This is a genomic window from Sphingopyxis sp. H073 (assembly GCF_001468395.1).
GTDB lineage: Bacteria > Pseudomonadota > Alphaproteobacteria > Sphingomonadales > Sphingomonadaceae > Sphingopyxis.
Genome location: NZ_LNSG01000004.1, coordinates 52,273 through 65,767 on the forward strand (window position 1 = coordinate 52,273; position 13,495 = coordinate 65,767).

General features: G+C 63.3%; 9 protein-coding genes. 7 read left to right on the forward strand and 2 right to left on the reverse strand.

The window, feature by feature from the left end:
* Positions 1-33 precede the first annotated feature (33 nt).
* The 6 genes from asnB (at position 34) to wecC (ending at position 9,687) form a co-directional block, all read left to right on the forward strand.
* Complete coding sequence (gene asnB, locus ATE64_RS08270) at positions 34-2,013, forward strand: asparagine synthase (glutamine-hydrolyzing) (protein WP_269433204.1); 1,980 nt, start codon at positions 34-36, stop codon at positions 2,011-2,013.
* On the forward strand, positions 2,010-4,157 hold the full coding sequence (locus tag ATE64_RS08275; protein ID WP_058454758.1) for a bi-domain-containing oxidoreductase: 2,148 nt from the start codon (positions 2,010-2,012) through the stop codon (positions 4,155-4,157). The genes asnB and ATE64_RS08275 overlap by 4 nt, the downstream gene beginning before the upstream one ends.
* Entirely contained in the window at positions 4,154-5,983 is a 1,830-nt protein-coding gene (locus ATE64_RS08280; protein ID WP_082657674.1) for a heparinase II/III family protein, read from the forward strand. The genes ATE64_RS08275 and ATE64_RS08280 overlap by 4 nt, the downstream gene beginning before the upstream one ends.
* Positions 5,980-7,194 carry a glycosyltransferase family 4 protein gene (locus tag ATE64_RS08285; protein ID WP_058454759.1) on the forward strand — a complete coding sequence of 405 codons (1,215 nt, stop codon included), beginning with the start codon at positions 5,980-5,982 and terminating at the stop codon, positions 7,192-7,194. The genes ATE64_RS08280 and ATE64_RS08285 overlap by 4 nt, the downstream gene beginning before the upstream one ends.
* 100 nt (positions 7,195-7,294) lie before the next feature.
* Complete coding sequence (gene wecB / locus ATE64_RS08290; protein ID WP_058454760.1) at positions 7,295-8,425, forward strand: UDP-N-acetylglucosamine 2-epimerase (non-hydrolyzing); 1,131 nt, start codon at positions 7,295-7,297, stop codon at positions 8,423-8,425.
* Positions 8,426-8,451: 26 nt separating this feature from the next.
* Entirely contained in the window at positions 8,452-9,687 is a 1,236-nt protein-coding gene (gene wecC, locus ATE64_RS08295; RefSeq protein WP_058454761.1) for a UDP-N-acetyl-D-mannosamine dehydrogenase, read from the forward strand.
* A gap of 34 nt (positions 9,688-9,721) precedes the next feature.
* Here wecC and ATE64_RS08300 read toward each other — a convergent pair whose 3' ends face one another.
* Positions 9,722-11,578: a nucleoside-diphosphate sugar epimerase/dehydratase gene (locus ATE64_RS08300; RefSeq protein ID WP_231729047.1), complete on the reverse strand. Its 1,857-nt coding sequence runs from the start codon at positions 11,576-11,578 to the stop codon at positions 9,722-9,724.
* A gap of 190 nt (positions 11,579-11,768) precedes the next feature.
* Positions 11,769-12,533 carry a metallophosphoesterase gene (locus ATE64_RS08305; protein ID WP_058454763.1) on the reverse strand — a complete coding sequence of 255 codons (765 nt, stop codon included), beginning with the start codon at positions 12,531-12,533 and terminating at the stop codon, positions 11,769-11,771.
* A gap of 148 nt (positions 12,534-12,681) precedes the next feature.
* On the opposite strand from ATE64_RS08305, the gene ATE64_RS08310 reads away from it, so the two are divergent.
* Positions 12,682-13,476 carry a class I mannose-6-phosphate isomerase gene (locus ATE64_RS08310; RefSeq protein ID WP_231729048.1) on the forward strand — a complete coding sequence of 265 codons (795 nt, stop codon included), beginning with the start codon at positions 12,682-12,684 and terminating at the stop codon, positions 13,474-13,476.
* The last annotated feature ends 19 nt before the right edge of the window (positions 13,477-13,495 follow it).

The following is a 13,495-nucleotide window of genomic DNA, read 5'->3' on the forward strand; positions in this document are numbered from 1 at the left end:
GGGCACGCCCCGGATCAATCAGGAGAATCTGCCTTGTGCGGGATTTATGGAGTGCTGGGTCAAACCAGGCACCCCGAACGCGGGCTTGCCGCCATTCGCCGGCGCGGCCCCGATCAGGCAGGACGCTGGTTCGACGGCGAGGCGGCGATATGGCTCGGCCATCGCCGCCTTTCGATCATCGATATTTCCCAAACCGGCGCCCAGCCCATGCATTCCCCCGACGGCCGCTACGTGATGGTCTATAATGGCGAGGTCTATAACTATCGCGAACTGAAGAGCGAACTGGAGGCGGCGGGCGAACGCTTCGCCGGGACGAGCGACACCGAGGTGGTGCTGCGACTGTTCCAGCGCGAAGGGCGCGCGGCGCTGACGCGCCTCAATGGAATATTCGCTCTCGCCATTTGGGATCGGGCGGAAAGCCGGTTGACGCTGGCCCGCGATCCGATGGGGGTCAAACCGATCTATCTTGCCCGCACCGCCGACGGCGGCATCGCCTTCGCCAGCGAAATCAAGGCGCTGGTCCGCGCGGGCGACGTCACACCGACGCTGAATAACAGCGCCGCGCTGCACCATCTCGGTTTCCTATGGTCACCGGGACGCCAAACGATCATGGGCGGAGTGGACAAGCTGCTGCCGGGCGAATTTCTTGAAATCGAGCTCGGCCGCGAACCGCGGATCGAAACCTATGCCGATCCCTCATTACCCGATCCCAAAGCCCCTCGCATTGCTTCGGTGGATGACGCCGTCTCGGCGGTGCGATCGGGGGTCGAGGAGGCCGTCAAGCGCCAGCTCGTTGCCGATGTGCCTCTCGGCAGTTTTCTGTCGGGCGGCCTCGATTCCTCGGCGATCGCCACCTTCGCCTCGCGGCATCGCGATGGCCCTGGCGCGTTGCAATGCTTCTCGATAGAGATTGCGACCGGAGATCTCGGCAGCGAGGGCTTCGCCGACGATCTCGGCTATGCACGCCGCGTAGCGGACCATCTGGGGGTCGATCTGCACATTGTCCAGGCGGGGACCGACATGTGCGACCGGCTGCGCGAGATGGTCTATTTCCTTGATGAGCCCACCGCCGACCTCGCCGCGCTCAACACGTTGCTGATTTCGGAGCTGGCCCGCGCGAACGGCATGACGGTTTTGTTGTCGGGATCGGGCGGCGACGACATCTTCACCGGCTATCGCCGTCACTTCGCGCTGTCGCAGGAGAATTATTGGGGCTGGCTGCCCCGCGCTGCGCGTGCCGGCTTGCGCGCGGGCAGTAGCCTGTTGCCTAAAGACCGGCCGTTCGCGCGCCGCGTCGCCAAGGCGTTTCAATACGCCGACAGCGATGCCGATGAACGGCTTATATCCTATTTCTACTGGATCGACCCCGACCATGCGGCGCGTCTGTTACATGCCGACCGCCGTGGTGGGTTTGGCGCGGCCGCGATGGCCGCCCCGATGCGCGAGACGCTCGCCCGTATCCCCGCGGGTGCGTCGCCGCTCGAGCGGATGCTCTATCTCGAATGCCGACATTTCCTGACCGACCACAATCTCAATTATGCCGACAAGATGGGGATGGCGGCAAGCATCGAAATTCGCGTGCCGCTGATTGACCTCGATCTGGTTCGCCTCGCCGGGCGCCTGCCCGACGCGATCAAGCAGCGCGGCCGCGTCGGCAAATGGGTGTTCAAGAGGGCGATGGAAGGGTTGCTTCCCGACGACGTTATCTATCGGCCCAAGACCGGCTTCGGCGTTCCGCTGCGGCAGTGGATCGTGGGCCCGCTCGATCCGCTGGTCCGCGAAGCGCTGTCGCCGGCAAAAGTCGCCGCGCGCGGCCTGTTCGATGCCGACGAGATCGCCCGGTTGATCGACGCGAACCGCGTCGGCCGAATCGACGCCTCCTATACCATCCTCTCGATGTTGTGCCTCGAAATCTGGTGCCAGCAATTTATCGACGGCGATTTCGCAGTCGATCCCGACATCGACGCGCATCGAGATGCGCCCGTTTCCAATACCGAATGTGAGCGAGCATGAAGCAGATCGTACAGAACCTCAGCAGCGGCGAGACGAGCATCGTCGATGCGCCTGCGCCGTCCGTCACGCGGGGCACCGTGCTGATCCGCACCACGACCAGTCTCATTTCGTCCGGAACCGAGCGAATGCTCGTCGATTTCGGCCGTGCATCGCTGTTCCAGAAGGTTCGCAAGCAGCCGGAACGTGTCCGCCAGGTTCTCGACAAGGTTCGTACCGACGGCCTTGCGACGACCTATGAAGCGGTGCGCTCGAAACTCGAGCAGCCGATCCCGCTCGGCTATTGCAACGTTGGCGAGGTGATCGATGTCGGCGCGGGCGTGACCGAGTTCACCGTTGGCGATCGCGTCGTTTCGAACGGCCCGCACGCCGATGTCGTCCGCGTCCCCCGCTTATTGTGCGCGCGTATCCCCGACGGAGTCGACGACGAAGCGGCGGCGTTCACCGTCGTGGCCAGCATAGGCCTGCAAGGCATCCGCCTCGTCCAGCCGACCATCGGCGAAACCGTGGTGGTAACGGGCGCGGGCCTGCTCGGTCTCCTTACCGTGCAACTGCTACGCGCTGCTGGCTGCCGGGTTCTCGCGATCGACTTCGACGAAAGCAAGCTCGCGATCGCTCGCGAGCTGGGCGCCGAGACCTGCAATCCCGGCGGGGGTGCCGACCCCGTCGCCGCAGGTCTGTCGTTCAGCCGCGGCGCGGGAGTGGATGCGGTCATTATCACCGCGTCGACCGACAGCAGCGATCCCGTGTCGCAAGCGGCCAACATGTGTCGCAAGCGCGGACGGATCGTCCTGGTCGGGGTGACCGGGCTCACCCTCAATCGTGCCGACTTTTATGAAAAAGAATTGTCGTTCCAGGTCTCATGCTCCTACGGCCCGGGCCGTTACGACCCGGGCTATGAGGAAGGCGGTAACGACTATCCGCTGGGATTCGTGCGCTGGACCGAACAGCGCAATTTCGAGGCTGTTCTCGATATGCTCGCCAGCGGGGCGCTCGATACGGCGCCGCTCGTCAGCCACCGTTTTGCCTTCGAAGACGCGCCCGGCGCCTACGACGTGCTGACCACCGACAAGTCGGGCCTCGGGCTGATCCTTGAATATCGCAGCGAAAACGAAAGCCGGCTTGCCCGAAACATCAGCTTCGTTCCCGCAGCGACCATACCCGCAGCGCGTGTCGACGGCGCCCCTCGCTTCGCTATGATCGGTGCCGGAAACTACGCTTCGCGCATGCTGATCCCGGCGCTTCGCGGCGCGGGTGCGATAATGGCAACGCTCGTCAGTTCGGGCGGCTTATCGAGCGCGCTCCACGGTTCGAAGAACGGTTTCGAGCAGGCAAGTACCGATCGCGCCGCGGTTCTCGCAGACCCCGCGATCGACGTCGTCGCCATTGCGACTCGCCACGATACCCATGCGGGCTTTGCGATCGACGCGCTCGACGCGGGCAAACATGTCTTCGTTGAAAAGCCACTGGGCATCACGCGCGAGGAAATCGATGCGGTGGAGGCGGCCTATCGGGCAGCGCAGGACCGCGGCGCGGCGCGCCAGTTGATGCTTGGCTTCAACCGCCGGTTCGCGCCACATGTCGTGCGGATGAAGCAACTCCTCGCCACCGTGGCGGAGCCGAAAAGCTTCATGATGGTGATGAACGCCGGTGCAATTCCCGCCGACCACTGGACACAGAATCCGAATGTCGGCGGCGGCCGCATCATTGGCGAAGCATGTCATCATATCGACCTGATGCGTTTCCTTGCCGGAGCGCCCATCACGTCGGTGCGCGCGCAGCGGATCGGCGATTCCGGGGGACTGGCGGTGACCGAGGACAAGGCCGCAATCACCCTCGGTTTCGCTGACGGGTCTTTCGGTACGATCCATTATCTCGCAAACGGCTCCGCAAGTTTCCCAAAGGAGCGGATAGAGGTCTTCGCCGCCGGCCAGGTGCTGCAACTCGACAATTTCCGCAAGCTCAAGGGGTTCGGCTGGCGCGGCTTCCGGTCGATGAACATGTTCCGCCAGGACAAAGGCCAGGCCGATTGCGCAAAGGCTTTCGTTTCGGGGCTCTCCACCGGCACACCGGCGATCGCCGCCGAAGAGATTTTCGAAGTGGCACGCGCCACGATTGAGGCAGCGGAGCAGCTTCGCAGCCAATGAGCCGCCTTGCGACCAGATTCAGAACCCTGCGCGCGCTGGGTTTCGGCAATATCCTGCGGGTGCTGTCCTATCGGGCGCAGCTTCGCCTTGGCCGCTATCCGGCCGAGCCGGCCTCGGGCACCATATTGCCGACCGGTCCGATGTTCCTGCCCCCGGCGCTTCCTCCGACCGGCCTCGGCGCCCCGCACGACTGGACGAACGAAGGTCTGCTGTTCAGCCACCACCCCTTCCCGCTAGGCGACGCCCCCCCCGCCTGGCTGGTCAATCCTTTCACGGGCGAAGATTTCCCGGATCGCGGCCGCCCCTGGTTCCGCATCGGCGATTTCGATCCGCGTTTCGGTGACATCAAACTGGCATGGGAATTGTCACGTTTCAGCTGGGCTCTGCCGATGGCCCAGCGCGCGCGCGAGGGGTCGGGCGACGATTTCGACCGGCTCAATCGCTGGATTGACAACTGGACGTTCGAGAACCCGCCCTATCGCGGTCCCAACTGGAAATGCGCGCAGGAAGCCGGCATCCGGGTGATGCATCTCGCGATGGTGTCGCTGTTGCTGGGGCATCGCGACGCGACGCCGCGGCTCGCTGGGTGGCTCGACTGGCATTTGCGGCGCATCGCCCCGACGATGGCTTATGCGCGCGCGCAGGACAATAATCACGGGACGTCGGAGGCCGCGGCCCTGTTCATCGGCGGGGCGTGGCTGGCGCGGTCGGGTCATCCGCACGCCGAAGGGTGGGCCCGCAGGGGCCGTGCGGCGCTGGAAGAACGCTGCCTCGCGTTGATCGCGCCCGACGGCAGCTTCAGCCAGCATTCACTGACTTATCACCGCATGATGCTTGACACGCTGTCGATGGCCGAACTGTGGCGCCGCGCGCTCGACCTGCCCCCGTTCAGCGCGTCGCTGACCGATCGTGCGACCCGCGCCGCCGGGTGGCTGCACGCGATGATCTTCTCGCCGGATGGCGATGGCCCGAACCTCGGCGCGAATGACGGGGCACAATTGCTGCCGATGTCCGATACACCCTATCGCGATTTCCGCCCGTCCTGCGCATTGGCGCTAACCTTGTTTGCAGATGCAGACGCTTTCGGGGGCGACGTCGCCCGCCACGCCCGCTGGTTCGGCATCGACACGCCGTCCGGCAAGGTGGCGGCCGAACCGGCGCACCGACTGTTCGATGCGGGAGGCTATGCCGTCCTGCGGCAGCAAGGCGCCGTCGCTCTGCTGCGCTACCCCCGCTTCCGCTACCGTCCAAGCCAGGACGATGTGATGCATGTCGACCTCTGGATCGATGGCGAGGCTATCCTGCGAGACGGCGGCACCTACAGCTACAACGATGGCGATGCGTGGATCGACTATTTCGGCGGGATCGCGGGGCATAATAGCATCGAGTTCGACGGCCGCGAGCCGATGCCGCGGCTCGGCCGCTTCCTTCTCGGAGACTGGCTCGACGCGTCGGAATCCGAAACTGGAATAGATGCCGCAGGCCGCCCCGTCGCCCGTGCGGCGTATCGCGACCGACACGGCGCGCTGCATCGCCGTATGATCACCCTGGCGCCCGGCGAAGCGGTGGTGGTCGACGAAGTCTCGGGACTCAGCAACGATGCGACGATCCGCTGGCGCCTGCGGCCCGGCGAGTGGCATCCCATCGCCGGCGGCGTCGCGGCGGGCGGCCTCTCGATCACGATCGAAGGTGATTTCCGCGACGCGCCACGCATCGTAGCGGGCCATGAATCGCTCTTCTATCGCGAAAAACGCGACGTTCCCGTGCTAATCGCGACCGCGGCCGACGCAGGGACGATCCTTACGCGGCTAAGGTGGCCAGCATGAGGATAATCTATCTACACCAGCATTTTTCGACGCCTAAGGGATCCGCGGGCAACCGCTCATATCAGATGGCCCGCGCGCTGGTTTCCGAAGGTCATCAGGTGACGATGCTGTGCGGCAGCTATTCGGGCGGCACCACTGGCCTGACAGGCAATTTTCAGCGGGGCATCCGCCGCGGCATCGTCGACGGAATAGACGTCATCGAATGCAACCTCCCCTACTCGAACGCCACCGGCTTCCTTAGACGGTCATTGCTGTTCCTGCGCTTCATGCTGCGCACGATCGGCTTTGTCCTGACCGAGCGATACGACATCCTGTTCGCCACGACCACTCCGCTGACCGTCGGGGTTCCGGGAATCATCGGCCGCTGGCTGCGCGGCAAACCTTTCGTGTTCGAAGTCCGCGACCTGTGGCCCGAATTGCCGAAGGCGATGGGAGCGATCCGCAATCCAGCCGTGCTTCGGGCGCTCGCCATCCTCGAAAAGGCGAGCTACAGGTCGGCGGACCGACTGATCGGCCTCTCGCCTGGAATCGCCGAGGGGATTGCGCGCGTCGGCGTCGACAAGGAACGGATCGCGATGATCCCGAACGGCTGCGACCTTGAGATTTTCGCGACTGACGCGCCCGAACGTCCGGAGGGCATCGCCGCGTCCCACTTGCTCGCCATCTACGCGGGCACGCACGGTATGGCGAACGCGCTCGACAGTGCGCTCGACGCGGCGGCCGTCCTTCGGCGCCGCGGGCGGGACGACATCAGGATCCTGCTGGTCGGCCAAGGCGGGCAGAAAGACGCGCTTGTCGAACGCGCGCGTCGCGAGGGACTGGACAATGTCCTTTTCCACGCACCGGTTCCGAAGGAAAAGCTTGCGTCGTTCATGGCAGGAGCCGACGTCGGGCTTCAGCTTCTGGCCAATGTGCCTGCCTTTTACTACGGAACATCGCCCAACAAATTCTTCGACTATCTGTCGGCGGGCCTGCCCGTCCTCTGCAATTATCCCGGCTGGGTCGCCGACATGATCGAACGCGATCATATCGGTTTCGCTGTCGCCCCCGACGATCCCGAAGCCTTTGCCGACGCGCTCGAACGCGCGGCGGCGGCAAAGGCCGAGCTGCCGGCGATGGGCAAACGGGCGCACTCGCTCGGCCAACGCGAATTCGACCGGCCCCTGCTCGCCCGCCAGTGGGTCGATTGGGTCACCGGCACCGTTCGTTGAAGGGCCGGGGCAAATGCGACATGCGCCGACAACCGGTCTTTGCCTTCGCGGCGCAACGGCGATAGGAGCGCCTTCCACTTTTCGTCATGGGAAATAGTTAATGGCCGCGAGAAAGATATTGATCGTTTTTGGAACCCGTCCCGAGGCGATCAAGATGGCCCCTGTCGTCCAAGCCCTCGCGGCGGATCCGGCGATCGACGCACGTGTATGCGTGACGGCGCAGCATCGGCAGATGCTCGATCAGGTGCTCGAGCTCTTCTCAATCCGTCCGGAATATGATCTCGACATCATGCGGCCGGGCCAGGGGCTGTACGACATCACCAGCAATGTGCTGCTCGAATTGCGTCCGGTGCTTGAGGCTTTCCGTCCCGAGGTCGTGCTGGTTCATGGCGACACCACGACGACATTAGCGGCGAGCCTTGCGGCCTATTATCAGCAGATCGCGGTCGGCCATGTCGAGGCTGGGCTCAGGACAGGGAACATCTATTCACCATGGCCAGAGGAAGTGAACCGCAAGGTTACCGGCGCAGTCGCGACGCTCCACTTTGCGCCGACTGAAAAGGCGGCAGCGAACCTCCGCGCCGAAGGTGTCCCAAACGACCGCATCTGGGTCACCGGCAATACGGTGATCGATTCGTTGCAGCACGCCGTCGAACTGATCCGAACGCAGCCGGAACGCGAGCGCGAACTTGCCGAGCGCTTCAATCTCGACCCGGCCAAGCGCATGATCCTGGTCACCGGTCACCGCCGCGAAAGTTTCGGCGACGGTTTCGAACGCATCTGCATTGCACTGGCGCGCCTCGCACAGCGCCAGGATGTCGAGATTGTCTATCCGGTTCATCTCAATCCAAACGTGAAGGGGCCGGTCGAAGCCAATCTCGGCAATCTTGCCAACGTCCACCTGCTCGCCCCGCAAGACTATTTGCCATTCGTCTATCTGATGGATCGCTCGACGATCATCATCACCGATTCGGGCGGCGTGCAGGAGGAGGCACCGTCGCTGGGCAAGCCGGTACTCGTGATGCGCGACACCACCGAACGGCCCGAGGCGGTCGAGGCCGGAACCGTTCGCCTCGTCGGGACCGATGTGGAGGCGATCTTGTCCGAAGCGAGCTTGCTGCTGGACGACGCGGAAGCCTATGCAGCCATGTCGCGTGCGCACAATCCCTATGGCGACGGAAAGGCAGCCGGACGGATTTTGCAGGCTCTGCGCGGTCTCGATCGCGCCTGACGTCATCAATATTCAAGGACAATTTCATGGCTTTCGAAACGATTTCGGTCATTGGTCTCGGGTATATCGGCCTGCCCACGGCAGCGATGTTCGCGTCGCTGAAGCGCAAGGTGATCGGGGTTGACGTCAACCCGAATGCGGTCAATGCGATCAACCGCGGAGAGGTACATATCGTCGAGCCCGATCTCGATATCGTCGTGCGGTCATGCGTGTCGGAAGGCATGCTGCGCGCGACCGCGACGCCCGAACCTGCCGACGCATTCCTGATTGCAGTGCCGACGCCCTTTACCGGTGACGATCACCAGCCTGACCTTGCCTATATCGAAAGTGCGTCGAGGGCGATCGCGCCCGTCCTCAAGGCTGGCGACCTTGTCGTTCTCGAATCCACTTCCCCGGTCGGTGCGACCGAGCAGATGGCGGCATGGCTTGCGGAAGCTCGACCGGACCTCCGTTTCCCGCAAGACGCGGGCGAAAACGCAGACATCAATGTCGCCCATTGCCCCGAACGCGTACTCCCCGGCCGCGTGATGCACGAGCTGGTGTGGAACGACCGTGTCGTCGGCGGCATGACCGCGCGCTGCTCCGAGCGCGCCACCGCGCTGTACAAGCTTTTCGTCCGCGGCGAGTGCGTAAAGACCAACGTCCGCACGGCCGAACTTGCCAAGCTGGCCGAAAACAGCTTCCGCGATGTCAACATCGCCTTCGCGAACGAATTGTCGATGGTGTGCGACAAATTCGGCATCGACGTCTGGGAACTGATCTCGCTCGCCAATCGCCATCCCCGTGTCAACATCCTCCAGCCGGGCCCGGGCGTGGGCGGCCATTGCATCGCAGTCGATCCCTGGTTCATCGTCGCCGGCGCGCGCGACGAGGCGAAACTCATCCGCTCCGCCCGCGAAGTCAACGATGCCAAGCCGGGCTGGGTCATCGACAAGATAGAGGCGGCGATCACCGCAGCTGGCGATACCGCGGCGATCGCCTGCTACGGACTTGCCTTCAAACCCGACATCGACGACCTGCGTGAAAGCCCGGCGCTCGAAATCACCCGCGAACTAGGGACGCGTTATCCGGGTCGCGTGCTAGCGGTCGAGCCCAATATCGATGCCCTGCCCGCCGCGCTCTCGGGCATCCAGCTGGTTTCGCTGGCAGAGGCGCAGGTGACGGCCAAGGTCCATGTGATGCTCGTCGATCACCGCGAGTTCAAGGAAGCCGGGGTTCCGACGGGCGAGCTCGTCGACAGTAAGGGCGTCTGGAAGAGCTGACGGGGCAGCAGCCGAGCCGGGGGGGCCCGCGCCATCATCCGTGGGCCAGCAGCTCCGTCACGGTTCCATTCTCAATCTTTGCGGTGCGATACTCGGGGACGAGCTTTTCCATCAGCGCGAGCGCCGCCCCAGCGTCCCCGGCTTCAAGCCGGTCGTGCATCGCTGTCAGGACCGCCTCGAGCGCGGGCCAGGGCAACATCGTTTCGTGGGCGCGAATGATTCGCTCGTGGCCGGTCGGCTGAGGATCGTCGCCGATCAGCAACTCCTCATACAATTTCTCGCCGGGACGAAGGCCAATTTCGACGATCTCGATGTCGCCGGCCGGGTTGTGCGCCGAACGTTCGGTCAGACCGCAAAGCCGGATCATCGAGACCGCAAGATCATAGATGCGAACCGACTGCCCCATGTCGAGAACGAACACCTCGCCGCCCTTCGCCATCGCGCCGGCCTGGATCACCAGCTGCGCCGCCTCGGGAATCGTCATGAAATAGCGCGTGATCCGCCTGTCGGTCAGCGTGATCGGACCGCCGGCGCGGATCTGTTGTCGAAACAGCGGCACGACCGAACCGCTCGAACCCAGAACGTTGCCGAAGCGGACCATCGAAAACACGGTTGCCGAACCGGCGGCCGCGCGAGCCTGAAGGACGAGTTCGCAAATGCGCTTCGACGACCCCATGACATTGGTCGGGCGCACCGCCTTGTCGGTGCTAACCAGAATGAAATGGGATACGCCCACAGCCTCGGCCGCCAGAGCCGTGTGAAACGTACCGAAAACATTATTGCGCAGGCCGGAGATCGGATTCGCCTCGACCAGCGGAACATGCTTGTATGCTGCGGCGTGAAAGGTGGTGTCAGGGCGATACTTTTCAAAGATGCGACGGATCGAGGCCCGATCGGACACGTCGCATAACTCAGGCACCACCTCCGAACCCAGCCCGCCACGAAAGGCCACCGACGAAAGCTCGCGCTCGATTTCATAGAGGCCAAGCTCGGATTGCTCGACCAGGATCAGCCGCGAGGGACGGCACGCCAATATTTGCCGGCACAATTCGCTACCGATCGATCCGCCAGCCCCCGTTACCAACACGACGCGGCCGGCAAGCGTCTTGCCCAGCAACAGTTCGTTCGGCGCAACGGGGTCGCGACCGAGCAATTCTTCGATCTGGATTTCGCGCAGATCGGAAATAGACACTTGGCCTTCGATGATGTTGCCGACGCTGGGCAATGAACGGACGGCGACTCCGCGCTCGGAAAGATCCTCGATGATCTGGCGGCGACGCGAGCGCGCGGCACTCGGAATCGCAAGCAGGACTTCGTCGATCCGATATTCATCGATCAGGGCAGGAAGATGCGCCGACTCATGGACTGGAATACCATCGAGCAGTTGTCCTCGCAGCCGGGGATCGTCGTCGATGAACGCGACTAGTTTCATCTGCGGTTCGTGACGAAGCGCCATCGCAAGCTGCTGCCCGGCCCGGCCCGCGCCATAGATGCAGATACCGTGCCGCTCGAACTGCTTATTTCCGGTATGCAAAAGGTCGACCACAATGAAACGCAGCGCCAGACGGCTGAAGCACAGGAGTGCGAGGAAGGTCATCGGGTATAGCAGTCCCATCGTCCGCGGAATGCCGGGAAACGAGACAAAGGACAGCATGATGACCATCGGCACCGTGAAGATCGCGCATGCGACGGCGAGGCTCATCATCGTACGGCCGCCCGAAAAACGGATCAGCGACGAATAGATATTGCGCGCCCAAGCGATTGGGAACCAGAAACTCGCCCCGAACGCGACGAGCATCCCGAAATAGGGGCCCCAGATGAACCACTTCCCGGTACGGAGCTGGAGCGCAATGATCGCTGCCACGACCAGCAGTCCGGCGTCGATGACCACCGCCATCCATCGCCGTTCAGACCGGGGCCGACCAGCAAGCCGGGTAATCGCTGCCAGCAGCATTTGCTCGCAACGCTCCAATATAGTCACCGCAATCTCCTCGCCGACGGATCGTCAGAGCGTGAAACACCGAAACGGGACCGGAGTTGCGCGCCGCCCCCGGGCGCGACGGGCGTCCCGCCGGGACGGTCTAGGTTGTCAGAAACCATTGTTGGTCTCCTTCGAGTCCGACCGCTGTGAGCCTTCCGGTATAATAAGCGCCCGTGTCGATCCCCAACCGGTTGGGATGAAGATCGATCTCTTCCTTGATCGTATGGCCATGGATGACGAAAAATCCGTGGTCGCGGGCATCGTCAAGAAAGGGCTGGCGGATCCAACGAAGGTCCGATGCCTTCTGATCCATCAGCGCGACGCCCGGTCGGATGCCCGCATGGACAAAAAGATAGTCGCCTTCGCGCACCCAGCTTTCGCCGGTTTCCAGGAATTGGCGATGCGAGGCGGGAACGAGGGCGGCCAAAGCGTCCGAAAGTTCGGCAAGGCTCATCCCCCGATACGCGTCAGGCGCAACGCCATAGCTGAGGATAGTCTCCTCGCCGCCGATCCGGCAAAAAAATTTCAATGCCTCGGAATCGCCCGCCAGAACCTTTGCGAAGACTTCTTCGTGATTCCCCGTAAGCCAATGAAAATCAGTCCATTCCTTGCTCGCTTTAACTGCCGTGTCGAGAACCGCGGCAGACGAGGGACCGCGATCGATCAGGTCGCCGAGCAGGATCAGAACCGTTTCCGCCGCCCCACGTGCGCGATCGTCGGCCCTTATCATATCGAGTAGCGCGACGAGCAGATCGTTCCGGCCGTGGATGTCGCCGACGGCGTATACGCGGCGCCCCGCTTCGACGCGGGGTCGCACCGCCGCAGCGGCCGGGGCACGTCGCCCAAAGAAATTTAAAAAAGACATTTGCACTTAAGCACTAAAAAATTAAAGATTTTTCGGAAATTGGGCGCGACGGGGCGGTGATGGACCAATGTGTACCGTTGGTCAAGGATTAGACCGCGTCTAGATACCCCCGTTACCGGACGAACAAGGGCAAGAAATGCTGAGTCGCTTGCAGACCATCGTAGTAGAAAAACCATGGGGTCGCACCGACATTCCGAGCGAGTTTGGCGACTTCGGCGACAGGCGTATCGGCGAAATATGGTTCGCGCATCCGAACGGCGCTGCTGCGCCGATCATGGTCAAATTCCTCTTCACCTCCGAACGCCTGTCGATCCAGGTCCATCCCGGCGACGAGGCGGGGCGCGCCGCCGGCTATCCGCGCGGCAAGGAGGAGTGTTGGCTGGTACTTGAAGCCGACGCCGGAGCGGAACTGGGGGTAGGACTTATCGGCGAAGCGACGCGAGACGTCCTCCGCAACGCCGCTATCGACGGGTCGATTGTCGACATGATCGACTGGCGACCGGCGCATGCTGACGATTTCGTCTATAATCGGGCAGGCACGATCCACGCCATCGGCGCGGGGCTGACGGTTGTCGAGGTGCAGCAGAACGTCGATTGCACCTATCGGCTCTACGACTATGGTCGCCCGCGCGAACTGCATCTCGACGCGGGCCTCGCGGTGGCCGCGACCAGGCCACACGCCGATCCCCGCGACCGCCGCGTGGCTGCGACCGAGAATTGCCTGCTCGTGGATGGCCCGAGTTTCCGCCTGCTCCACCTGTCCGGCCCCGACGCTTCCGCCTTCCTGCCGCAGGACATCGCGGACTTCACTTTCACTCCGCTGTCGCAAGGATGCAGCCTCGCCGGCGAAGATGTGCGGCTGGGCGAATGCGTCGCCACGGATCGTGCCGACCGGATCGCACTTGCTCCCCGTGCACGTGCGCTGCTCAGTTGGCCCGTCTGATCTCATCCCCAAAAGGTCC